This window comes from Streptomyces xanthophaeus, from assembly GCF_030440515.1.
In the GTDB taxonomy this organism is placed as follows: Bacteria; Actinomycetota; Actinomycetes; order Streptomycetales; family Streptomycetaceae; genus Streptomyces; species Streptomyces kutzneri.
Genome location: NZ_CP076543.1, coordinates 1,788,498 through 1,813,600 on the forward strand (window position 1 = coordinate 1,788,498; position 25,103 = coordinate 1,813,600).

At 70.0% G+C, this 25,103-nt stretch carries 14 protein-coding genes; 6 read left to right on the top strand and 8 right to left on the bottom strand.

Annotated elements, in window-relative coordinates:
* From KO717_RS07705 to KO717_RS07715, 3 genes are all read left to right on the top strand, one after another.
* On the top strand, positions 1-7,281 hold the full coding sequence (locus KO717_RS07705) for a ricin-type beta-trefoil lectin domain protein (protein ID WP_301365311.1): 7,281 nt from the start codon (positions 1-3) through the stop codon (positions 7,279-7,281).
* A 95-nt stretch (positions 7,282-7,376) separates the two neighbouring features.
* Positions 7,377-8,216, top strand: coding sequence for a barstar family protein (locus KO717_RS07710; RefSeq protein ID WP_301365313.1), 840 nt, complete (start codon positions 7,377-7,379; stop codon positions 8,214-8,216).
* Between the two features lie 230 nt (positions 8,217-8,446).
* On the top strand, positions 8,447-10,663 hold the full coding sequence (locus KO717_RS07715; RefSeq protein WP_301365315.1) for a terpene synthase family protein: 2,217 nt from the start codon (positions 8,447-8,449) through the stop codon (positions 10,661-10,663).
* Between the two features lie 61 nt (positions 10,664-10,724).
* Here the strand turns inward: KO717_RS07715 and KO717_RS07720 are convergent, their stop codons facing one another.
* The 7 genes from KO717_RS07720 to KO717_RS07750 all read right to left on the bottom strand — a co-directional run bounded on the left by KO717_RS07720 (position 10,725) and on the right by KO717_RS07750 (position 20,426).
* The gene (locus KO717_RS07720) at positions 10,725-11,957 is read right to left on the bottom strand and encodes a GNAT family N-acetyltransferase (protein ID WP_301365317.1); all 1,233 of its coding nucleotides are present in this window, start codon (positions 11,955-11,957) and stop codon (positions 10,725-10,727) included.
* Positions 11,958-12,079: 122 nt separating this feature from the next.
* A complete protein-coding gene (locus KO717_RS07725; RefSeq protein WP_301365319.1) occupies positions 12,080-13,345 on the bottom strand; it encodes a YncE family protein in 1,266 nt (421 codons plus the stop codon).
* 130 nt (positions 13,346-13,475) lie between these two features.
* Positions 13,476-14,627: an XdhC family protein gene (locus tag KO717_RS07730; protein WP_301365321.1), complete on the bottom strand. Its 1,152-nt coding sequence runs from the start codon at positions 14,625-14,627 to the stop codon at positions 13,476-13,478.
* A gap of 105 nt (positions 14,628-14,732) precedes the next feature.
* Entirely contained in the window at positions 14,733-16,196 is a 1,464-nt protein-coding gene (locus KO717_RS07735; protein WP_030010047.1) for an NCS2 family permease, read from the bottom strand.
* A 320-nt stretch (positions 16,197-16,516) separates the two neighbouring features.
* Positions 16,517-18,919: a xanthine dehydrogenase subunit D gene (gene pucD, locus KO717_RS07740; protein ID WP_301365323.1), complete on the bottom strand. Its 2,403-nt coding sequence runs from the start codon at positions 18,917-18,919 to the stop codon at positions 16,517-16,519.
* A 2-nt stretch (positions 18,920-18,921) separates the two neighbouring features.
* Positions 18,922-19,527: a (2Fe-2S)-binding protein gene (locus tag KO717_RS07745; RefSeq protein WP_301365325.1), complete on the bottom strand. Its 606-nt coding sequence runs from the start codon at positions 19,525-19,527 to the stop codon at positions 18,922-18,924.
* A gap of 2 nt (positions 19,528-19,529) precedes the next feature.
* Entirely contained in the window at positions 19,530-20,426 is an 897-nt protein-coding gene (locus KO717_RS07750; protein ID WP_030715117.1) for an FAD binding domain-containing protein, read from the bottom strand.
* Between the two features lie 253 nt (positions 20,427-20,679).
* Between KO717_RS07750 and KO717_RS07755 the strand changes: the two genes are divergently transcribed.
* Both KO717_RS07755 and KO717_RS07760 read left to right on the top strand, forming a co-directional pair.
* Positions 20,680-22,359, top strand: coding sequence for a PucR family transcriptional regulator (locus KO717_RS07755; protein ID WP_301365328.1), 1,680 nt, complete (start codon positions 20,680-20,682; stop codon positions 22,357-22,359).
* A gap of 180 nt (positions 22,360-22,539) precedes the next feature.
* Positions 22,540-23,316, top strand: a complete 777-nt coding sequence (locus KO717_RS07760) for a hypothetical protein (RefSeq protein WP_301374410.1) — start codon at positions 22,540-22,542, stop codon at positions 23,314-23,316.
* Between the two features lie 92 nt (positions 23,317-23,408).
* Here KO717_RS07760 and KO717_RS07765 read toward each other — a convergent pair whose 3' ends face one another.
* Entirely contained in the window at positions 23,409-24,074 is a 666-nt protein-coding gene (locus KO717_RS07765; protein ID WP_301365330.1) for a GntR family transcriptional regulator, read from the bottom strand.
* Between the two features lie 140 nt (positions 24,075-24,214).
* On the opposite strand from KO717_RS07765, the gene KO717_RS07770 reads away from it, so the two are divergent.
* A complete protein-coding gene (locus tag KO717_RS07770; RefSeq protein WP_301365332.1) occupies positions 24,215-25,075 on the top strand; it encodes a (2Fe-2S)-binding protein in 861 nt (286 codons plus the stop codon).
* Positions 25,076-25,103 lie beyond the last annotated feature (28 nt).

Here is a 25,103-nt window from a genome sequence, read left to right on the forward strand (position 1 = left end):
ATGCTGGTCGCATCTCTTCTGCCCACTCAGGCCTGGGCCGCGCCACCGGGTGACCGCACCGGAGTGCAGCTACCGGGCCTCCAGGAGGACCTCAAGGCCAAGCTCGACAAGGTCGAGGCCGCAAAGCTGGAGGGCTGGTCCGGAGCACCGGTCCAGCCTCCGGCCGAGTACGAACCGTCGAAGGTCACTCCGCCCACCGCCGGTACGGCGAACGTCGCTCTGGCCGGCGACCAGCTGGTCCAGGCGGGATCTCTGCCGATCAGCATCGGCAAGGCCTCACCGACGGAGACCAACCCGACCCCTCCGACCCCGTCGGGCACGTGGTCGGTGGCGGTCGAGGCCCGGGCGGTGACCGAAGCCGCGAACATCGACGGTGCGCTCATCAAGGTCACGCCTCCGGCCGAAGGCTCGACCCCGGTCGACGTGCAGCTCGACTACAAGCAGTTCAAGGACCTGTACGGCACCGAGTGGTCGTCGCGCCTGGAGCTGAGGATGCTCCCGCAGTGCTTCCTGACCACCCCGTTGGTGCCCGAGTGCAACACGGCGAAGGCCGTCCCGAGCACGAACGACCCGGCGACGGGCACGGTCCGTGCGACCGTCGACCCGGCGAGCGCGCCCGGACAGGGCCTGCGCACCATGGCCGTCGGTGGAGGCGGCCCGATGGTGCTGGCCGCCTCCGACTCCGGTTCGGGCCCCGGCGGAACCTATAGCGCCACCCCCCTCGCTGCCTCCGGCAGCTGGTCGGCCGGCGGCAACAGCGGCGACTTCTCGTGGACCTATCCGCTGGGCACACCCGCCCCCGCGGCCGGGCCCGTGCCCAAGCTCGCGTTCACGTACTCCTCGCAGTCCGTGGACGGGAAGACGTCCGTCGCGAACAGCCAGGCCTCCTGGATCGGCGACGGCTGGGACTACCACCCCGGCTTCATCGAACGCCGGTACCGCACCTGTTCGGACGACCTCAAGGCCACGCCCAGCAAGCCGAACAACGACAACGCCACGGACAAGAAGAAGAACGATCTGTGCTGGGCCGGCGACAACATGGTGATGTCGCTCGGCGGTAGCAGCACCGAGCTCGTCCGTGACGCCACCTCGGGTCAGTGGGTCCCCGCCGGGGACGACGGCTCCAAGGTGGAGCGCAAGACCGACGCGAACGTCGCCAACGGAGCGAAGGACGGCGAGTACTGGGTCGTCACCACCCGTGACGGCGTCCGCTACCACTTCGGCCGCCACGACGTCGACGGCGCCGGTACCCGAGCCGTGACCGACTCCGTCTTCACCGTCCCGGTGTTCGGCAACCACCCCGGCGAGCCGTGCTACCAAGCCGCCTTCGCCGACTCCTCCTGCAACCAGGGCTGGCGCTGGAACCTCGACTACGTCGAGGACCTCCACGGCAACGCGATGATCATCGACTGGAAGAAGGAGACCAACCACTACGCCAAGAACGAGAAGTTCCAGGCGAAGGTCCCCTACACCCGCGGCGGCTACCCCAGCCAGATCACCTACGGCCTGCGCTCCACCAGCCTCTCCGGCGCTCCGGCCGGCAAGGTGGAGTTCACCGTCGACGAGCGGTGCATCAAGGAGGGCTCGGCCAAGTGCACGGACACCGAGTTCGAGTCGAAGAACTACGGTGACAAGCAGGCCTGGTGGGACACCCCGTCGTCCCTGCACTGCAAGGCCGACGCGAAGGACTGCTTCAGCACCTCGCCGAGTTTCTGGACGCGCAAGCGCCTGACCGCCGTCACCACGTACGGCCAGCGCACCGACGGGTCCACCGACCTCTCGCTCGTCGACCGGTGGAACCTGGCCCAGTCCTTCCCCAAGCAGCGCACCGACACCCACCCGCCGCTGTGGCTCGAGTCGATCACCCGCACCGGCTTCGGCACCACCAAGGACACCAACGGCAACCAGGAGAGCACCTCGCTCCCGCCGGTGTCCTTCCTCGCGAACGTCCAGGACATGCCCAACCGGGTGGCCACGGGTCCAGGCGACGCCACCCCGGACTTCGACCGCCTCCGCGTGGAGACCATCCGCACGGAGACCGGCAACGAGATCTACGTCGACTACTCCGCCCCCTGCGCGGTCGGCACCACGCACCCGAAGCCGGAGGAGAACACCACCCGCTGCTTCCCGGTCCACTGGTCACCCGACAGTGATCTGGAGAAGCCCCCGCTGGCCTGGTTCAACAAGTACGTCGTCGAGCGCGTGGTCGAGAAGGACCGCGTCGCCCGCCAGCCCGACGTCGTCACCAGCTACACCTACGAGGGCGGCGCCGCCTGGGCCAAGGAGACCGACGAGTTCACCAAGCCCGAACTGCGCACGTACGGACAGTGGCGCGGCTACTCCTCCGTCGTCACCAAGGGCGGCGTGACGGCGAACACCGGCAAGAGCGACGCGACGGCCGAATCCCAGACCCGCACCTACTTCTTCCGCGGCATGTCCGGTGACGCGGGACGCCCGAAGGTCACGATCAAGGACTCCACGGGCAAGGAGACCCTGGGTGAGGACCTGACCCACTACCAGGGCCGCACCGCCGAGGTGATCACCTACACCCAGGCCGGCGGCAGCGTCGACAAGCGCGTCCTCACCTGGCCCTCGAGCCAGAGGACCGCGACACGCCCCCGGGACGGAACCACCCCTCTCGAGGCCTACCGGGTCAACGACTCGCGCACGGACACGATCCAGTCGATCAGCGGCGGCCGCTTCCGTGTGGGGCGCTCCGTGAACACCTTCGAGTCCACCTACGGTCTCCTGGAGTCGGCCCAGACCGAATCGCGCAGCGAGGACGGCAGCGGCAGCTCGGTCATCGCCGACCAGATCTGCACGGTGACGACCTACGTCCACAACCCGGCTAAGCACCTGATCGGCCTGCCTCAGCGGGTACGGGCCACCACGGGCGACTGCGCCCAGGCCGGGACCGCCGCGATGCTCTCCGACCTGCGCACGTCGTACGACGCGCTCAACGCTTTCGGAACCGCTCCGGTCAAGGGTCTGCCCTTCCAGATGGACAGCAACGACGCGGCGGGCACCGGCTGGGTCACCACCGCGAAGACCGAGTACGACGCACTGGGCCGAACGGTCAAGGTCTACGACCCGGCCGGCAACCCCACCTCCACCGTGTTCACCCCCGCCACCGGCGTCCCCTTCAGCACGAAGACGACGAACCCTCTGGGGCACACGCGCGTCGTCAAGAGCGACCCGGGCCGTGGCACCGTCCTTGAGGACATCGACACCAACAACCGCAAGTTCACCCAGGCCTACGACAACCTGGGCCGCTCCAAGGCCGTCTGGACCCCGTCGCAGAAGACCACCGACCCGGCGTCCCAGACCTTCGAGTACCAGATCTCGGAGCACGAGCCCCCGGTCGTCACCAGCAAGACCCTCCGGGACAACGGCAGCTACGCCACGTCCATCGCGATCTACGACGGCCAGCTGCGGCCGCGCCAGACCCAGGCGGATGCCCTGGGCGGCGGCCGTGTGGTCACGGACACCCTCTACAACGCGAACGGCACCGTCCGGCAGACCAACAACGGCTACTACGCCGAGGGCCGCCCCAACGGAAAGATCTTCGTCCCGGAGAGCGTCTTCCACGTCCCGAACTCGACGAAGACGGCGTACGACGGCCTCGGCCGCCCCGTGCGCGCGACCACGCTCTACGCGGATGTGCCGCAGCACTCCAACACCAGCATGTACGAGGGCGACTGGACACTGACCCGCACCGCCATGTCGGCGGACGGCCTCACCCCGCTCTCGGGCAGCCGTGCGGTCAAGACCTGGACCGACACGTCGGGCCGGACCTCGCTGATCCAGCACTACACGGCGACCGACCTCACGACGTGGAAGGACACCGCCTACTCGTACGACCAGCGCGGCAAGCTGGCCAAGGTGACCGACCCGGTCGGCAACAAGTGGACCTACACCTACGACGCCCGCGGCCGTATGACCTCTACGGGCGACCCTGATATGGGCACCACGGCATTCGGGTACGACAACCTCGACCGGAAGGTGTCCGTCACGGATTCCTCCGGACGGACGCAGTACACGACGTACGACGCACTCGGCCGTACCACCCAGATGCGCGACGACGCCCCGGACGGCCCCGTGGTCGCTTCCTGGACGTACGACACATTGACCGGCGCCAAGGGGCTGCCCGTCGCGTCCACGCGCTACGAGGGCCTGGTGGCCTACACCAGCGAGGTCACCGCCTACGACAGCGAGTACCGGCCGACCGGAACCAAGACCACGATCCCGGACGTGCCTGCCACCAAGGGTCTCGCCGGGACCTACGCGTACAGCACCACGTACACCCCGCGCGGCCAGATCCAGTCGACGACCGTGCCGGCCACTCCGGGTGGCCTGGCAGCCGAGAAGCTGATCACCCGCTATGACGCCGACGGGATGGCCAAGACCATCTCGGGCTTGTCCTGGTACACCGCGGACGTCGTGTACAGCCCGTACGGCGAAGTCCTGCGCACGGCATCCGGCAATGCGCCGAACCGCGTGTGGACGACCAACCTCCACAACCGCAACACCGGGCGGGTCGAGCAGTCGATCAGTGACCGCGAGACCGCCAGCCCGAACCGCGTTTCCGCGCTCTCCTACACCTACGACACGGTCGGCAACCCGACCTCCATCACGGACACCCAGGCCGGTGGCCGCGTCGACCGCCAGTGCTTCGCGTACGACGCGGTGGGCCAGCTCACCAAGGCGTGGACGGGCAAGACCGCCGCATGCGCCGGGCCCTCGCTGAACGACGTCACCGCCGGTCCGGACGGCGACGGCTACTGGCAGGAGTACCAGTTCGACAAGATCGGCAATCGCACCAAGCTGATCGACCACGACCTCACCAACCCGGCGCTGGACGACGAGACGAAGTACACCTACGGCGTCCAGGTCGCCGGGAACGCCTCCCTGCCTCCCGTCACGATCCAGCCCCACGCACTGTCCAAGGCCGAGAAGGCCACCAAGACGGCAACGTCCACGGTCAACTCGCTCTCGACCTACGAGTACGACGCATCGGGCAACACCAAGTCCCGGCGCATCGACGGTGACACCCAGGCCCTCAACTGGGACCGCCGCAGCAAGCTCACCTCGGCGAGCAGCCCCGGCATCGGCGCGGTGGCCGTCACCGGCATGGCGGGCAAGTGCATCGACGTCGCCGACGGGTCCAGCGCGGACGGCACGGCCGTCCAGCTCTACCCGTGCAACACGACCGCGGCTCAGCAGTGGAAGCTGAGTGGTGACACCGTCCGCGCCCTCGGCAAGTGCCTGACGGCGCAGGGCGGCGATGCGGTCCTGGCGACCTGCGACGGCAGCGCCAAGCAGAAGTTCACCTACCGTCCCGCCGACAAGACGCTGTACAACCCGGCGGCCAACGCCTGCGTCACCGTCCCCAACGACAACCCCGTCGACGGCAACGACCTCGACATCTACACCTGTGTCGCGGGCGCCGTCGCCCAGCAGTGGAGCTTCGAGAACACCACCACCTACATCTACGACGCCTCGGGCAACCGCCTGATCGAGGAGACCGGCGGCTCCCGCACCCTCTACCTCGGCGACGCCGAGATCACCGTCAACAAGGCCGGTCAGGCCATGGACGCCGTCCGCTACTACGGCGGCCCCGGTGGTGTCACCACCACCCGCCGCACGGGGGGCAAGGCGACGGGGCACAAGCTCAACGTCCTGCTGTCCGACCATCACAACACGGCGACCACCTCCGTCGAGCAGGCCGCGGGCCAGAAGGTCTACCGTCGCAAGTCCGACCCGTACGGGAACGTCCGGGGGGCGGTGCCTGCCGACTGGCCCGGTGACCGCAGTTTCCTCGGCACGGGCGTCAACGACTCCACCACGGGCCTGACCCACATCGGAGCACGTGAGTACGACCAGAGCACCGGCCGCTTCATGTCGGTCGACCCGGTCATCGACATCACCGACCCGCTCCAGATGAACGGGTACACGTACTCCAACGGCAACCCCGTCAGCAATTGGGACCCGTCGGGTCTGCAGCTCGAAGAGTGCGCCAGTGGCATGTACGTGTGCACCAACCGGGGTACGCAGCCCATCAGCAAGGGCAGGAACTACGACCGGATCGTCTCCGAGAACATCGCCGTCATGGAGCAGGCGAGGATCAGGCGGCTGTACGCCGAGCACTACGGCTCGGCGAAGGCCGGCCAGGCGCATCAGTCGTACGACCGCGCCGTGGAGCTCTACACCTCGGGTCAGAAGTACGTCCGCAACACGAGCAATACCTCGAAAGAGGAGCTGCACAAGATCGGGGTCAAGTACGACCCGTCGAGCCACAGCGTCACCAAGCAGGTCGCGTACAAGATGTACATGTACGGGGCGTCGATCGAGGACATCGAGTACTTCAGCGGGCACTACTGCGACTTTCTGGCATGCAACGGTCCGGTCGAGGCGGCGCTGACCGGAAACAACGTCGACACTCCCCTCTACGAACCGAACGCATCCGAACGTGTGGGCCGGGAACTCGCATCAGGTTTCGGCTATCTGGCCGGAGGTGGCGGGAAACCCCAAACGAGGTGGTGCCCGAACAGCTTCGTCGCCGGCACCGAGGTCCTCATGGCCGACGGGTCCACGAAGCCGATCGAGCAACTCGAATCCGACGATCTCGTGCTGGCCACTGACCCCGAATCCGATGAGACCGCGGGGAAGGCCGTCACCGCAACGGTCCGCACCGAGGACGACAAGACCTATGTCGACATCGGTGTTCTGACGGTCGACGGGGTAAGCACCATCACCGCCACGGGCCACCACCCGTTCTGGGTCGAATCCCAGCAGGAGTGGCTCAATGCGGAGCTGCTCGAACCGGGAATGACCCTGCTTACGGATGCCGGGGCGTCGGTTTCCGTGGCCAGCACCCGCACCTATCAGGCCCGGCAAGCGACGTACAACATGACCGTCGCTGATCTGCACACGTACTATGTGCTCGCAGGCCACACCCCCGTCCTGGTTCACAATTGCCCCAAAAAGGCCTCGGGGAGCGCGGCCGGGCCGATCCCGATCCCCCGGGAGGTCAAGTACCACTTCACCGCTGTCAGGCAAGGAAACGGAATTCCGCAGCTGGACGACAACGGCGTGCAGAAGATCTTCCGTGGTGACAAACCCACCCAGAGGCAGTGGGCAGGCTCACTGGAATGGGTCGTGCCGACCAACCGCCCTGGAAACGAAGTGAGGATCCTGCAGAATCCGACCACGGGCGCCATGGGCTGGAGCGAAAACCACTACAAGACGATCCAGGAGTTCCCTGCCGGCTACGGCCAGTAGGTCAGGCTGACCGGCGTGTCCGGATGATCGACCCACCCGCCTGGGGGGCTCGCCTTCGAGCCCCCCAGGCTCTTTCCTTGAATGGAGCCCCTCGCATGACAGCCCCGAGCTCGCCCTGCACGTTCTCGATCCACGCGGACGACGACGCGGACACACACCTCGGCCATTTCAACGACATCCAGGGCTTCTTCGTCGGCCGAGCGCCTGCCCTCTCGGAATTCGACGACACGGCGGCGGATACGGACGCAGGGCAGGGATCATGGCTCCGCCCTCGGCTGATCGGCCTGACCCCGTCACGAAGCATGGAGGAGGCGTGGAGCAGGGGCACCGAGGCGGCGAGAGACCTCGGCAACGCATGGATCAATGTTCATGACGCGCTCGGCCGGACCATCGGCTCCTATTTCGCGGGAAACGCGACGCTGGAGGATTGGACGGCCGGTGCCGACGGACTTATCACCGCCACTCTCACCGTTTGGCTCAGTGCGGAGCCGCACGAGAGTGCCCATGCCCTGTGGCAGGCCTGGAGGAACCAGGTGCCTGCGACCAGGAACGGCTGGACACGACTCCCTCTGGGCCGACGGGAGGGCTGGGTGGAAGTGGCCCGCATGCACTGGGGAAGGGCCACGGCCCCCACCGAGTCCCGGAGCGAATACACCCTCGACGGCGCCGACATTTGCGATCTCGCGAGTTTCTACTGCGCCATCGGCGAGACGATGAGAGGCCCGGGCGGATACTTCGGGAGCAACCTGGCAGCCCTGGACGACTGCCTCGCCGACGTGAGCGGTCCGACACCCCCCTTCCGGCTCGTGTGGGAGAGCTCGCAGGTGGCGATCGGCTCACTCGGCGGCCAGAGCACCTACGCCGCAGGCAAGTCCGTCCTTGACCTGATCGTCGAATGTCTCGAGGGACGCGGCGTGGTCGTTGAGTTCGCCTGACACTCCGGTGCGGCTTCGTGATCTGCGCGCTGGTTCCGGACGCCGGCGAGTGCCGCCCGCGCGGACGAGCGTAGCCCTGCGGGGCCGCGCGCCGGGAAACCGGCGGTACGTCACCTGAAGCGGTGAATTCACCCTTGTCCCACGGGCACCAGGGGTAGGGCGATGCTGATCTCGTACGGGGGACCGGGCCGCCGGGCCCCCGTACCCATGGACGAAAGGCCGACCCCGCCGTGACGCAGCCGTTCCAACTGCCGGATTTCTACGTGCCCTATCCGGCGCGACTGAACCCCCACCTGGAGGACGCGCGGACCCACACCAAGAAGTGGGCGCGCGCCTTCGGGATGTTGGAGGGTTCCGGGGTCTGGGAGGAGAGCGACCTCGACTCGCACGACTACGCGCTGCTCTGCTCGTACACCCACCCCGACTGTGACCGCGACGCACTGGCGCTGGTCACCGACTGGTACGTGTGGGTGTTCTTCTTCGACGACCACTTCCTGGAGATGTTCAAGCGCTCCCAGGACCGGGCCGGCGCCAAGGCGTATCTCGACCGGCTGGCCGCCTTCATGCCCATGGACCTGTCCGACGGCTTCCCCGAGCCCACCAATCCGGTCGAGGCGGGGCTCGCGGACCTGTGGGCGCGCACCGTCCCGGCCATGTCGCAGGACTGGCGGGAACGGTTCTCCTTGTCCACCAAGAACCTCCTCGACGAGTCCATGTGGGAGCTCGCCAACATCGACATCGGGCGTGTGGCGAACCCGCTCGAATACATCGAGATGCGCCGCAAGGTGGGCGGCGCCCCCTGGTCGGCCGGCCTGATCGAGTACGTCTGCGCCGAGGTCCCCGCACGCGTCGCGCACGCGCGCCCGCTCGCCGTGCTGCGCGATGCCTTCGCCGACGCCGTGCACATCAGGAACGACATCTTCTCCTACCAGCGCGAGGTCGCCGACGAGGGCGAACTCTCCAACGCCGTCCTGGTGCTGGAGACCTTCCTGGGCTGCACCACCCAGGAGGCCGCCGAGGCCTCCAACGACCTGCTCACCTCCCGCCTCCAGCAGTTCGAGCAGACCGCGCTCGTCGAGCTCCCGCAGCTCTTCGCCGACCACGCGCTGGACCCGGCGGAGATCGCGGCCGTCCTCGCCTACGCGAAGGGCCTGCAGGACTGGCAGTCCGGCGGCCACGAGTGGCACATGGTCTCCAGCCGCTACATGAACAAGGAGGCCCGGCCCGCCGCCCCCGCCACCCTGCCCTTCCTGCCGTCCGGGCTCGGCGCCCCCTCGCTCGACCTGCGGTCCGTGTTCACACGGCGCTCGATGGAGCTGCGCCGCCGCTCCTTCACCCACGTCCCCTACGAGCGCACCGGCCCCTCCGTCATCCCCGACATCTACATGCCGCACCGGCTCACCCTCAGCCCGCACCTGGCGCACGCGCGCGAGGAGTCCGTGGCCTGGTCCCGGCGGATGGGCCTGCTGGACCCGCAGTCCGGCGACCCCGGCTCGGCGATCTGGACCGAGGAGCGGCTGCGGGGCTTCGACTTCGCGCTCTGCTCGGCCGGGATCGACCCCGACGCCACGCCGGAGCAGCTGGCCCTCAACGCCTGCTGGCTGACCTGGGGTACGTACGGGGACGACTACTACCCGGTGGTCTTCTCCCAGGGCAGGAACCTTCCGGCAGCCAAGGCGACCACCGCCCGCCTGGCGGCCATGATCCCGGTCGACCTCGCCGCACGGCCGGAGCCGGTGACCGCGATGGAGCGCGCGCTCGGCGACCTGTGGGTGCGCTCCGGCGCCGGCATGACCGCCGGGCAGCGCACCGAGTTCCGGGCGACCCTGGTGAGCATGCTGGAGAGCTGGCTGTGGGAGGTGGACAACCAGATCCAGAACCGCATCCCGGACCCGGTGGACTACGCGGAGATGCGCCGCCACACCTTCGGCAGCCACCTCACGATGTACCTGTGCCGGCTCGGACACCAGGGCCGGGGCATCCCCGAGGAGATCTACGCCTCCGGGACCATCCGTTCCCTGGAGAACGCGGTCGCGGACGCCGCCTGCCTGATCAACGACATCTACTCCTACCAGAAGGAGGTGGAGGTCGAGGGCGAGGTCCACAACTACATCCTGGTCACCCGGAACTTCTTCGACATCGGCTACCCGCAGGCCCTGCACATCTGCCATGAGCTGATGACCCGGCGGACCGAGGAGTTCGAGCACATCGTGGCGAACCTGCTGCCGCTGCTCTACGACGACTGGAAGCTCGGCCGGCAGGCCCGGCAGGCCCTGGACGCCTACGTGGGCGAGCTGCAGGACTGGCACGCCGGCATCCTCAACTGGCACCAACAGATCCGCCGTTACCGTCCCGAGGACCTGCACGCGCGGCCCGACCTGCTGTCCACGGCCGTCCTGGGAGCCGGCTTCGGCATGTCGGCCGCCCGGATCGCACGGCCCGCCTGATCCCGCCGGCCGTGCCGGCGGAGGCGGGGCGGGGGCGCCTGCGCCGGGACACGGCCGTACGTCAGAACTCGTCGCCCGTGTGCGGGAGTACGGCCGTGCGCAGGGCCGCGTCCAGCGCATCGGCCGCGCCGGGCGTGTGCTCGCGTACCAGCCCGGCGGCGACGAGTTCCCCGACCCGGGTCCCGCCGAGGTAGCAGGCGGCCAGTTCGCGTACGTCAAGGGCAAGGTCGGCGGCGGAGTCCGCATGCTCGTACGTGGCCCCGTCCGGCCCGGCCGTCAGCCGGAACCGTCCGGCGTTGGCGGGCATCCGCGCGTCGTGCACCTCCAGCACCACGTCCACCGGCGCGGCCCAGGACCGCGCCGTCAGGGCCGCGCGTACGTCGACCAGGCGCAGCCAGAGCGCCGGGAACTGGGCGGTGACCCGCACCTGGTCCCGGTCCGCGGCGAAGTGCAGCAGCGGGTCGTCGGCCGGACGGCCCCACGCGGAGACCTTGCCGGTGAGGTCGAGGGAGGCCACGCACTCCCACAGCGCGGCGGCCACCGCCGGGGTGTCGGCCTCCAGTTCGTCGACCCGGACCAGGCCCGGCACCCGGGCGGGCCCGGCGCCGGCCTCCGGCTTGGTGCGGTAGAGCACGTACCCGGCGATCGGCTGGTCCGGGTCGCCCAGGACGATGATCCGCGGCGGGCTCAGCTCCTCGTCCTCCTCGTCCTGTTCGGCCAGCCACTCCTCGGTCCAGCGCTCCGCGCTGCGGGTGGGGCGGCCGGCCCGCCCGGCGCGGGCCGCCTCGTAGAAGGGCCCGACGACGGCGACGGCCTCCTCCGGGTCGACGAACCGCAGCGGGCGCCGGTCCGGGTCGATGCGCAGGGCCAGCGGGCGGGTGGAGTCGATCTCGATGGTGGCGCCGGTGGTGGCGCTGCCGTAGCCGAAGCGGCCGTAGATCGCGGCCTCGGAGGCCCAGAGGGCGGCGAGCGGGCTGCCCGCGTCGGCGGTCCGCCGCAGCATCTCTCCCATCAGAGCGGTGAGCACGCCGCGCCGTCGGTGGGTGGGGGCGACGCCGACGAAGGTGAGCCCGGGGCAGGGCAGGTCCGCCCCGGGCACCGAGAGCCGGAAGTCGTACGCGGCCATGAAGCCGGCCAGGACCGTGCCGTCGTAGGCGCCGAGCCGGTCGCAACGCGCGAGCAGCGCGTGGTGTTTCTCCCGGACCTCCTTCTCGGGCCGGTCGTGGAAGACCAGGTAGGCGAGCTCCAGAGCACGGTCGATGTCGGACTCGGGTACCTCGCGGATGTCCACCATGATCGCGAGACTAATCGGTCATCGTGGGACCGGTCACCTCATAGCAGCCAGGGTGCGCGCGTGCGGCCGGTGTGCGACCCTGCCGCGGACGTCCTGCGCACCTCCTGCGGACCTCCTGCGGGCTACCGTGCGGCGGGACCGGTCCAGCCGGCCGGGACGCGGCCGAGCCGGACGCGCTGCGGATGGTCCCCGACAGGGACGGAGACCCGCTTGGTGCCGGTGGCGAAGTCGATGGCCGTGACCCGGTCGGCGCCGCTCTCGGAGATCACGCAGGCGCTGCCGTCGCCGGAGACCGTGGCCCAGTACGGCTTGGCGGCGGGCACGAGCGGCCCTTCGGCGAGGGTGGCGCGGTCCACGACGGTCGCGTAGTCGTCCATGGTGCCCGCGATGCAGAGCTTCGCCCCGTCCGGACTCATCGACATGCCGTGGTGGCGGGAGTCGTTGACCCAGGTGGTGCGGTCGGTACTGGTGGCGGGGTTCATCGGGAGGGTCTTGAGACGGGTGATCCGGTCGGAGGGGACGTCGTACTCCAGGAAGCCGTTGAAGAAGGACACCTGGAAGTAGAGCTTCGACTCGTCGGGACTGAAGGACACCGGGCGGACGGCGTCGGACAGGTCGCGGCGGCCGAAGGCGTCCAGCCGCTCCCGCATGTCGATCACCCGGACCGTGCGGAAGGTCTGCGCGTCGACCACGGTGATCTTGCGGTCGCCCTTCGTCCAGTCCAGCCAGGGCGCGTCCAGGGCGGTGTTCACCTCGCCGATGGAGCTGTTCCACAGAAAGCGGCCGTCGCGGGTGAAGGTGTTCTCGTGCGGCTTGTCCCCGGTGCCGAAGGAACCGACCTGCCGCCCGGTGGTGATGTCCAGGACGTGCACGGTGTTGGAGGTGGAGGCCGAGACGGCGACGCGCGTCCCGTCCGGCGAGACAGCCATGTGGTCGGAGCGGTACCCGGACACCGGGAAGCGCCAGTTGACGCGTCCGGAGGCCACGTCGATGGACACGACGTCGGCGAAGCTGGGGCGGGAGACGACGACCGCGGAGCCGTCCGGGGTGGTGAACATGTCGTCGACGAACTGGTCGTGCCCCTCGCCCGCGCTCTCCCGGATGCCGAGGAAGAAGGCGAGCTTGACGGGGTTGAGGTAGATCTCCCGCAGCCGCTCCGCCTTGTCGGGGACCACGTCGATCCGGCCGACCTTGGCGAGATCGCCGGTGGAGGCGAGGACGTCGGCGGTCCCCTCCCAGTTGTTCCCGACGAAGAGCACCTCGCGCAGACCGCCACCCGGACCGGATCCCGGCCCGGAACCGGGAACGGAGCCGGCCGGGGCCGGGGTGAAGGCGGTGAGCAGGGTGGCCGCGGCCAGCAGGCCCAGGGTTCGCACGGTACGCAACATCCGCTCAACTCCGCTGCGGGGAAGGGATGGAGAGGGTGCCTCCTATTACCGGCGGGTAAAATAGGGGGAACGGCACAAGGGCGCAACCCCCACGGGGTGCGCCCTTCTCTCACGTCCGGCCGTCACGCCTTCAGGCGACGGAACCGATCCGGTCGAGCATCGTGTGCGAGATGTCCGGGTGGATCGGGATGTGCGCGCCGGTCAGGGCCGCGCCGGTGCCGCCGCGGCGGTTCGCGACGATCTCGGCGGCGATGGACAGCGCGGTCTCCTCCGGGGAGCGGGCGCCGAGGTCCAGGCCGATCGGGGAGCGCAGCCGGGCCAGTTCGAGCTCGGTCACGCCGACCTCGCGCAGCCGCTCGTTGCGGTCCTCGTGGGTGCGGCGGGAGCCCATGGCGCCGACGTAGGCGACGGGCAGCCTGAGGGCCAGTTCGAGGAGCGGGACGTCGAACTTGGCGTCGTGGGTGAGCACGCACAGGACGGTCCTGCTGTCCACGTCCGTGGCCTCCAGGTAGCGGTGGGGCCAGTCGACGACGATCTCGTCCGCCTCCGGGAAGCGGGTCTTCGTCGCGAAGACGGGCCGCGCGTCGCACACGGTCACCCGGTAGCCGAGGAACTTGCCGATCCGCACGAGGGCGGAGGCGAAGTCGATGGCACCGAAGACGATCATCCGCGGGGGCGGGACGCTGGACTCGACCAGCACCTGCAGCGGTTCTCCGCAGAGCCTGCCGTCGGCGCCGATCTCCAGCACGCCGGTCCGGCCGGCGTCGAGCATGGCGCGGGCCTCCTCGGCGATGGTGCGGTCCAGCTCGGGGTGTCCGCCGAAGCCGCCCTGGTGGGCGCCTTCGGTACGGACGAACACGGCGCGGCCCATGAGCTCCGCCGGGCCCTGCGCGATCCGCGCCACGGCCGCGGCCTCGCCGCGGGCCGCGGCGGCCAGCCCGGCCGCGAAGACCTCCCGGGCGGGAGAGCCCACGCGGACCGGGGTGACCAGGATGTCGATGATCCCGCCGCAGGTCAGGCCCACGGCGAAGGCATCGTCGTCGCTGTACCCGAAGCGCTCGTGAACGGTCTCGCCGTCCTCCAGCGCCTGCCGGCACAGCTCGTACACCGCACCTTCCACGCATCCGCCGGAGACCGAGCCGATGGCCGTGCCCTCGCTGTCGACGGCGAGTGCGGCCCCGGGCTGCCGGGGCGCGCTCCCGCCGACCGCCACGACGGTGGCGACGGCGAAGTCACGCCCCTGCTCGACCCACCGGTTCAGCTCTTCGGCGATGTCCAGCATGGGGGGCCTCCTCGGAGAGGTTCGGTTCCAGTATCTGACACGTACATCGGGTACGTGCACCGGATACGTGGAGGTGCGGGTACGTGATGATCAGGCGCTTGGGGGTCAGCCGACCCCGAGCCAGTGCTCGATCGGGTTCAGGGCGAAGAACACCACGAAGATCGCGGTGAGCGCCCACATGAAGCCGCCGATCTCCCGGGCCTTGCCCTGAGCGATCTTGATGGCGACGTAGGAGATCACACCGGCGGCGACGCCGGCCGTGATCGAGTACGTGAACGGCATGATCACGACGGTCAGGAAGACCGGGATCGCGGTCGCGCTGTCGGCCCAGTCCACGTGGCGGGCGTTCTGCATCATCATCGCGCCGATGACGACCAGGGCCGCGGAGGCGACCTCACCCGGGACGATCTGCGTGATCGGGGTGAAGAAGAGGCACGCGGCGAAGAACAGGCCGGTGACCACGGAGGCGAGACCCGTGCGGGCACCCTCGCCGACGCCGGTCGCGGACTCGACGAAGACGGTCTGGCCGGAGCCGCCCGCGATGCCACCGATGGCGCCACCGGCGCCGTCGATGAAGAGCGCCTTGGACAGGCCCGGCATGCGGCCCTTGTCGTCGGCCAGCTTGGCCTCGGTGCCGACACCGATGATGGTGGCCATGGCGTCGAAGAAGCCGGCGAGCACCAGCGTGAAGACGATCATGCCGATCGTCATGTAGCCGACGTCGCCCCAGCCGCCGAAGGAGACGTCACCGAAGAGCGAGAAGTTCGGCATCGAGACCGCGGAGCCGTCGAGCTCCGGCGGGCCGTTCTTCCAGGCCTTCGGGTCGATGTCCACGACGGCGTTGAGGATCGCGGCCAGGACGGTGCCGCCGACGATGCCGATCAGGATGGCGCCGGGCACCTTGCGGGCCTGGAGCATGAAGATGGCGACCAGGGTGATGCAGAAGAGCAGCACGGGCCAGCCGGACAGCTCACCGACCGCACCGAGCTGGACGGGGGGACCGAACTCCGGGCCCTTGCCGACGAAACCGGCCTTGAAGAAGCCGATCAGGGCGACGAAGAGGCCGATGCCCATGGTGATCGCGTGCTTGAGCGCGAGGGGGATCGCGTTCATGATCATCTCGCGGAGGCCGGTGACGACCAGGAGACAGATCACGACACCGTAGACCACACACATGCCCATGGCCTGCGGCCAGGTCATCTGGGGGGCCACCTGCGAGGCCAGCACGCCGGACACGGAGAGACCGGCGGCGAGGGCGAGCGGCACCTTGCCGACGAAGCCCATGAGGAGCGTCGTGACGGCTGCGGCGAACGCGGTGGCGGTGATGATCGCCGACCCGTCCATCACCGTGCCGGCGACGTCCTTGCCCGACAGGAGCAGGGGGTTGAGCAGGAGGATGTACGCCATCGCCATGAAGGTCGTGATACCGCCACGGACCTCGTTGCCGACGTTCGAGCCTCTGTGCGTTATATGGAAATAGCGGTCGAGCCAGGACCGTCCGGCGGGCGGCTGGGAGCCGTCGCCGGCTTCCTCCGCGGTGGTCTTGGGCTCTACTGACGATTGGGTCATGGTGCCTAACTCCCAAGGTTCAAAGGGGCACCCGCTTGGAGATTGGAGATGCGGGATTTGGGATGCTGCGTTTGGCTGCACGACCCGGGGTGACGGCCCGAGGCGACGCGAATGTTCACTGCGTGTACTGCGGGTAGTGCGGGGGTGACCGCTGGTACTACGGGGGTTCTTGCAGGGGTACTGCCAGGTGAAGGGACCGCGAGCGGTGCGGTGCTTCGTATGTCCTCCGGGCGGTGTGGCGTGAAGTGTGACGTTCCCATGCACACCGCCCGGAGAGTCTGAGGGGTCCGGGGGCCTCGCGGCCCCCGGACCACGCCGTCCTAGAGGGTCCCGGTAAGGGCTTCCGGACGGATCGGCGTCTTGTTGATCTCAAGACCCGTCGCCTGCCGGATCGCCGCGATGACGGCCGGGGTGGACGAGAGGGTCGGGGCCTCGCCCATACCGCGCAGGCCGTAGGGGGCCTTCGGGTCGGCGAGCTCCAGGACGTCGACCGGGATGGTCGGGGTGTCGAGGATGGTCGGGATCAGGTAGTCCGTGAAGGAGGGGTTGCGCACCTTCGCGGTCTTCGGGTCCACGATGATCTCTTCCATGATCGCGACGCCGAGGCCCTGGGTGGTGCCACCCTGGATCTGGCCGACCACGGAAAGCATGTTGAGCGCCTTGCCGACGTCCTGCGCGGTCGCCAGCTCGACGACCTTGACGAGGCCGAGCTCGGTGTCCACCTCGACGACCGCGCGGTGCGCGGCGAAGGTGTACTGGACGTGGCCGTTGCCCTGGCCGGTGACCAGGTCGAAGGGCTCGGTCGGCGCGTGACGGAACTCGAGCTCCAGGTCGATGGCCTCGTCGCCCAGGATGTCGGCGATGTCCGCGAGGACCTCGCCGCCGTCGGTGACGACCTTGCCGCCTTCGAGGAGCAGCTCGGCCGTGGCCCACGCCGGGTGGTACGAGCCGTTCTTGCGGCGGCCGATCTCCAGGAGGGCCTCGCGGACCGCCTCACAGGTGTTCTTCACGGCGCCACCGGTCATGTACGTCTGCCGGGAGGCGGACGTGGAACCGGCGGAGCCGACCTGCGTGTCGGCCGGGTGGATGGTCACCTGCGTGACACCCAGCTCGGTACGGGCGATCTGCGTGTGGACGGTGATACCGCCCTGGCCGACCTCCGCCATGGCCGTGTGGACCATCGCGACGGGCTCGCCGTTGATGACCTCCAGGCGCACGCGGGCGGTGGAGTAGTCGTCGAAGCCCTCGGAGAAGCCGACGTTCTTGATGCCGACCGCGTAGCCGACGCCGCGGACGACGCCCTCGCCGTGGGTGGTGTTCGACAGACCGCCGGGCAGCGCGCGGACGTCCGCGCTCTCGCCGGCGCTCTCCCACTGGCGCTCCGGCGGCAGCGGGCGGGCCTTGACCCGGCGCAGCAGCTCGGCGACCGGCGCCGGGGCGTCCACGACCTGGCCGGTGGGCATGATCGTGCCCTGCTCCATGGCGTTCAGCTGGCGGAACTCGACCGGGTCCATGCCCAGCTTCGCCGCGAGCTTGTCCATCTGGGCCTCGTAGGCGAAGCAGGCCTGGACGGCGCCGAAGCCGCGCATCGCGCCGCAGGGCGGGTTGTTCGTGTAGAGCGCGATCGCCTCGATGTCCACGTCCTCCAGGACGTAGGGACCCACCGAGAGGGAGGAGGCGTTGCCCACGACCGCCGGGGAGGCGGAGGCGTACGCACCGCCGTCCAGGACGATCTTGCACTTCATGTGCGTGAGCTTGCCGTCCTTGGTGGCGCCGTGCTCGTAGTAGAGCTTCGCCGGGTGGCGGTGCACGTGGCCGAAGAAGGACTCGAAGCGGTTGTAGACGATCTTGACCGGCTTGTTCGTGGCCAGGGCCAGGAGGCAGGCGTGGATCTGCATCGAGATGTCCTCGCGGCCGCCGAAGGCACCGCCGACGCCCGAGAGCGTCATGCGGACCTTCTCCGGCGGCAGGCCCAGGACCGGGGCGATCTGCTGGAGGTCCGAGTGCAGCCACTGGGTGGCGACGTACAGCTCGACACCGCCGTCCTCGGACGGCACGGCCAGGCCGGACTCCGGGCCGAGGAAGGCCTGGTCCTGCATGCCGAAGGTGTACTCGCCCTCGACGATGACGTCGGCGCGCTTGCGGGCCTCTTCCACGTTGCCGCGGATGATCGGCTGGCGGTGCACGATGTTCGGGTGCGGGACGTGACCGATGTGGTGGTCGTCGCGGTTCTCGTGGATCAGCGGCGCGTCGGCGGCGAGGGCGGAGGCCTCGTCGGTGACGAGCGGCAGCTCGCGGTAGTCGATCTTGATCTTGGCGGCCGCGCGGCGGGCGGTCTCCGGGTGGTCGGCGGCCACGAGGGCGACCGGCTCACCGTGGTGGCGTACCCGGCCGTTGGCGAGCACCGGGGTGTCCTGGATCTCCAGGCCGTAGTTCTTCATCTCGGCCGGCAGGTCGTCGTACGTCAGCACCGAGTACACGCCGGGCATGGCGAGCGCCTCGGAGATGTCGATGGAGACGATCTCGGCGTGGGCGACGGTGCTGCGCAGCGTCTGGCCCCAGAGCATGTCCTCGTGCCACATGTCCGAGGAGTACGCGAACTCACCGGTGACCTTGAGGGTGCCGTCCGGGCGAAGAATCGATTCGCCGATGCCGCCCTTGTTGTGCTTCTGGGTGACGTTCGTCGGCGTACCGGCGGGCACGGTGCGGGTGTTCTGCGCCATGGTCAGACCGCCTCTCCCTGACGGGCGGCCGCGAGGCGGACCGCGTCGAGGATCTTCTCGTAACCCGTGCAGCGGCAGAGGTTGCCGGACAGGGCCTCACGGATGTCCTGGTCGGACGGGGAGGAGTTCTCCTCCAGGAGCGCGTCAGCCTGGATCAGCAGACCCGGGGTGCAGAAACCGCACTGGACGGCGCCGGCGTCGATGAACGCCTGCTGGATGTTCGAGAGCTCCACGCCCTCGCCGGTCTGCGAGTCGCCCGGCTTGGCCTGCCACTGCTTGGCCGCGTCCAGGGACACGCCCTTGCTGCCGCAGCCGCCGCCGGTGCCGCAGGCACCGCCGTGGCCGTGCTCGTCGCGCTGCTTGGAGAACTCCGCCAGACCCTCGACGGTCACGACGTCGCGACCCTCGACCTGACCGGCCGCGACCAGGCACGAACAGACCGGCACGCCGTCGAGACGGACGGTGCAGGAACCGCACTCGCCCTGCTCACAGGCGTTCTTGGAACCCGGCAGGCCCAGGCGCTCACGCAGGACGTAGAGAAGGGACTCACCCTCCCAGACGTCGTCGGCTTCCTGCTGACGGCCGTTGACCGTGAAATTGACGCGCATGATTACGCAGCCCCTTCAAGCGAGCGGCCGTTGCCGGTACCGCGGTACTGCTCCCAGGTCCAGACGAGCTGGCGGCGAGCCATGATGCCGACCGCGTGACGGCGGTACTTCGCCGTGCCGCGGACGTCGTCGATCGGGTTGGCCGCGCCGGAGGCGAGGTCACCGAACTGCTTGGCGATCGACGGGGTGATGACCTTGCCGGACTCCCAGAAGCCGCCCTCTTCGAGCGCGGCGTTCAGGAACTCCTCGGCGGCCTTCGCCCGGATCGGGGTCGGCGCGGCCGAACCGATGCCGGTACGGACCGTGCGGGTCTCCGGGTGCAGCGCCAGACCGAACGCGCAGACCGCGATGACCATCGCGTTCCGGGAGCCGACCTTGGAGTACTGCTGGGGGCCGTCCGCCTTCTTGACGTGAACGGTCTTGATGAGCTCGTCGGCGGCGAGCGCGTTGCGCTTCACACCGGTGTAGAACTCGTCGATCGGGATGAGGCGGGAGCCGCGTACGGACTCCACCTCGACCTCGGCGCCCGCCGCGAGCAGCGCGGGGTGCGAGTCGCCGGCCGGCGAGGCGCAACCGAGGTTGCCGCCGACGCCGCCGCGGTTACGGATCTGCGGGGACGCGACCGTGTGCGAGGCGAGCGCGAGTCCCGGGAGCTCCGTACGGAGGTTCTCCATGATCTGCGTGTACGGGACGGAGGCGCCCAGGCGAACCACATCCTCGCCGACCTCCCATTCCCGCAGCAGACCGATGCGGTTCAGGTCCAGGAGGTACTCCGGCCGGCGGTGGTCGAAGTTGATCTCGACCATCACGTCGGTGCCACCCGCAATCGGCACAGCTGAGGGGAACTCGGCCTTAGCGGCGAGCGCCTCCTCCCAGCTGGCGGGGCGAAGGAAGTCCATGAGCGGCTCTCTTCTTCTTCATCGTGTCGTTTACTTCAAGCCAGGAGGCCTGAGAGTCCTCGACTGGTCGTTCACGTGCTGTTAACGCGGTGTGGACCCAGTACACAAGCCGCTCGCCGCCGGGTGCAGTCACTGAAACCATGAAGGAGTTGGCTGACGGCCTCCCTCGTCTTGTAGATTCGTATGAAAGGCAGGATGCGACGACCTGCCCGATTTCCAACGGCAACATTCGAGACAGATCGGCGGCGACATCATGCGGCTGCGCGCACTGCTGGAAACCGAGGCGCTGGGGCTGCGGCTGCTCGGCGGCGAGGGAGAACTCGACCGGACGGTCCGCGGGGTCATGACGACCGACCTACGTGATCCCAGCCGGTACCTGTCGGGGGGCGAACTCGTCCTGACCGGCCTGGCCTGGAGACGAAATTCAGCCGACTCCGAGCCATTCGTACGAATCCTGGCGAGCGCGGGCGTCGCCGGGCTCGCCGCGGGCGAGGCGGAACTGCAGGCCATTCCCGATGATCTTGTTTCGGCCTGTGTCCGCAACCGGCTGCCGCTGTTCGCCGTGAACGAGGACGTTGCATTCGCCACGATCACCGAGTACGTCGTCCGGCAGGTCTCGGGCGAGCGCGCCGGAGACCTCGCGGCCGTCGTGGACCGACACCGCCGGCTGATGACCTCGGGTCCGGCCGGCGGCGGCCCCGACGTGGTGCTCGATCTGCTCACCACCGACCTCGATCTCCGGGCCTGGGTGCTGTCCCCCACCGGCCGGCAGATCGCCGGGGCGGGCGAGCCGCTGGCGCCGGGCGTGTGCGCAGCACTGGCGAGCGAGCACCTTGCGGCGGTCCGGACGGGCCGCAGGGGGCCGCATCGGATCTCCATCCAGGGTATTACCTACTCGCTCTTCCCGATCAGGGGACACGGGCGCGGGGCCGCCGGTCCGGGGGCCCGGGACGTGCGAGAGACCGTGCTCTCGGACTGGCTGCTGGCCGTCGAGGCGGACGCGGGCGACTGGCCCGCCGAGCGCCTTGACCTGCTGCAGGGCGTCACCCAGCTGATCGCCGTGGAACGGGACCGGCGCGACGCGGCCCGCACCGTGCGCCGCCGCCTCGCACAAGAGGTCCTCGAACTGGTCCAGACGGGTGCCCCGCCCGCCGAGATCGCCGCCCGTCTGCGGGTCGCGGCCCCGGTGCTGCTGCCCGGGCTGGGCGCCGCCCCGCACTGGCAGGTCGTCGTGGCCCGGGTGGACTGGGAGGGCGGGGACATCCCCGGCGGCCCGGTGGCCCAGTCGCTGCTGGAGGAGATCCTCGTCGACCCGTCCATCTCGGGGCCCGAGCCCTCGGACCGGATCGCCGTGGCCCATGCGGGTGACGAGGCCATCGCCCTCGTCCCGCTGCCCTCGCTCTCCGGGGACGCCGGGGAGGACAAGGGCCCGGACTCCGCCCTGCACGCCGACGAGCTGCTCGCGGTCGTACGGGACCCCCTGGCGGCCGGTCTGGCCGACGACGGCCGGCTCACGCTGGGCGTCAGCGCGGCCGTGCACTCCGCCGAGGGGCTGCGCGGCGCGCTGGAGGAGGCCCGGCACGCCCGCCGGGTGGCCGCCGCACGCCCGGGCCGGGTCTGCGCGGCGGGCCACCACGAGCTGGCCTCGCACGTGCTGCTGCTGCCGTTCGTCCCGGACGACGTCCGCCGCGCCTTCACGGCCCGGCTGCTGGACCCGCTGCGGGACTACGACCGGCGCCACCGCGCGGAGCTCATCCCGACGCTGGAGGCGTTCCTGGACTGCGACGGTTCCTGGACCCGCTGCGCGACGCGGTTGCACCTGCACGTCAACACGCTGCGCTACCGCGTCGGGCGAATCGAGCAGTTGACGGGGCGGGACCTGTCCCGGCTGGAGGACAAGCTCGACTTCTTCCTCGCACTGCGGATGAGCTGAGACGATCCGCCCCGCGGCCGCCGGGGTCCGGCACGGGGCGGCTGATGATCCGTCCGGACTTTGTGAAAAAGTTCACCCAACCCCTTGGCCGATGCCGTGAATCCGTGCTCTCATTTCGCCCCAGGGCTCAACGATGTGCTGCTTGCTTGCTTTGGGGAGGGCAATGTGGCGGACACCGCCATGTCGGGTGCCGGAACAACCGGAGGGGACGACCCCCTCCAGCGGGCGATATGGCGGCTGCGCTCGCGCGGCTGTTGGACCGATGCGGCTGCACTGCTGACGCCGCACATCGGCAAGCCCGGTAGTGCAGGGGCGGCCGTGCAGCGGACCTCGCTGCTGGTCGAGCGGTGCCTGTTCACCGGGCAGGGCTGGGCCGAGGCCGAGGACGCACTGCGGATCGCCGAGGCGGTGTCCCAGGACGACGACGACCGGGGCGCGGCCGCGTGCGAACGGGGCCAGCTGGCCTACGCCGCCACCGTGCTCGGCGTACGCGACCGGGCCGACGAGGCCCGCTCCGCGCTCGGCCGGGCCGCGGCCCTGCTGTCTCCGGAGTCCCGGACCCGCCCGCTGCTGGACTTCCGGCGGGGGCTCGTCGCCGAACACCTGGCGGACGCCCCGCAGTCGGCCCGGCCGGCCTACCACCGGGCCCACGCGGGGGCGGAGGCGCACGGGGACACCCTGCTGCTGTCCTTCACCTGGCGGCACCTGGCCGCGCTGGCCCTGCGGGACGGGGAGGTGGCCGAGGCCCGCAAGGGCTTCGCGGAGTCCCTGCGCATCCGGGAGGACCTGGGCTTCCTGATCGGCACGGCCCCGGCGCTGGCTGCGCTGGCCGAGGCCGAACCGGAACCGGAGGCCACCCGGCTCCGCGCGGAGGCCCGCCGCCTGTTCCACCTGCTGGGCGGCATCCCCACCTGGCTGGCGGACCAACTCCACCCGACCCCTTCGCCTGCGGCGTAGCGCGTCTTCAGCCTCGCCGGCGTTTGAGGCGCGGGGTCCGGGGCCGAGCCCCGGTCCTGAGCCTCGCCGGCGACCGGGGCGCGGGGCCCCGGTCAGGCGGGGGAGCCTGCGAAGTGTTCGCGGACCAGGGACTCCACCACCGGGAGGTCCCGCGCGATCAGCGCCTCCAGCAGCGCCGAGTGCTCCGCCGCATCGGCGACGAGATCGGCCCGCCGAACCCGCGGAGCGCCCGGCAGGGGCCACTGGGCCCGGCGGTGGAGCTCCTCCGCCACCTGCACCAGCTGGTCGTTGCCGGCCAGCCGCAGCACCGCCCGGTGGAAGTCCCGGTCCGCCTCCGCATACCCCGGCAGGTCACCGGCCGCCGCCGCCTCGGCCGTGGCGGCCGCAGCCGGACGCAGGGCTTCCCAGGCGTCCGCAGGCACCGTGCGGGCCAGCCGGATCATCACGGGGACTTCGAGCAGCGCCCGCACCTCGGCCAGCTCTGCGAGCTCCCCCGGCGTGCGGGAGAGCACGCGGAAGCCCCGGTTGGGGAGGCATTCCACCGCCCCCTCCACGGCCAGCTGCTGCATCGCCTCACGCACGGGGGTCGCGGAGACCCCGAAGCGCTCCCCCAGGGCCGGGCCCGAGTAGATCTCCCCCGGCACCAGCTCGCCGTCGATCAAGGCCGCGCGCAGCGCGTCGAGCACCTGACCGCGCACCGAATGGCGCAACACCTTCCGCCTTTGTGCCGGAACCCGGGCGTGGGCCGTTTCGTGCACTCGGTCCTCCTCGTCCGGGTCTCGACCTGTCCTGAGAATAGGTGACGGCGCGCGCGGGGAGGGGTGCGGATCGATCCGAATCAGGTAAGGTAAGGCTAACCTGTTAACGATCGTGTGATTCTGTGATTCGGTGGCCCGTCATGACCGTCACGACCTTCCCGGCTGTCACATCCGCCCCGCCCGGCTCTGCGGTGTCGGATGCATTCGCCAGGCTGGCCGAGGCGTACGGCGGACTGCGGGTGATCGAGCGAACCGCCGGCGAACCCCTCCCCCGCGGTGCGGGATGGGTCGGCGCGGACGAGCTCGCGGCCGGCGGCCCGGCCCTGGACGCCTACCTCGCCTGGGACAACGCCCAGGTCCTGCGGGACTACGGGACCCAGGCCCGCCCCGATGTGATCGCGGGCTTCGGGCTGCACCGGTACGCGTGGCCGGCCTGCCTGCTGATCACCCTGCCGTGGTTCCTGCACCGGCGGGTCCCCCGCCTCCCGGTCGCCGAGGTGGCCTTCCACCGGACCCTCGGCCGGCTCAGCGTGCACATCGGCGACTTCGCCTGCCTGCCGGACGATCCGGCGGCCGCACTCCCGGGGGCCCGTGTCGTGCCCGACGAGGAGGCGCTGCGCGACGAGGTACGGGCCGTGGTGGCCCAGCACCTCGGACCGCTCCTGGAAGGCTTCGGCCCGCGCATGCGGCGCGGCCGCCGCGCCCTGTGGGGCATGGTGACCGACGAGGTCGTCGAGAGCCTCTGGTACATCGGCAACCTGCTCGGCGAGGAGCAGCGGGCCATGGCCGAGCTGGAGGCGCTCCTGCCGGGGTCCACCGCCCCGTTCTCCGGAGGCGCGGGGTTCCGTACGCTCACCGGACCCGCCGGCGAGGAGCTGCCCACCCGGGACCGGGCCGGGTGCTGCTTCTTCTACACCATCCGCCCCGAGGACACCTGTGTCACCTGTCCCCGGACCTGTGATGCCGACCGCGTCGCCCGGCTCGCGGCGACCGCAGCCTGAACCCACCCCGTACGGCTGACTGTAATCG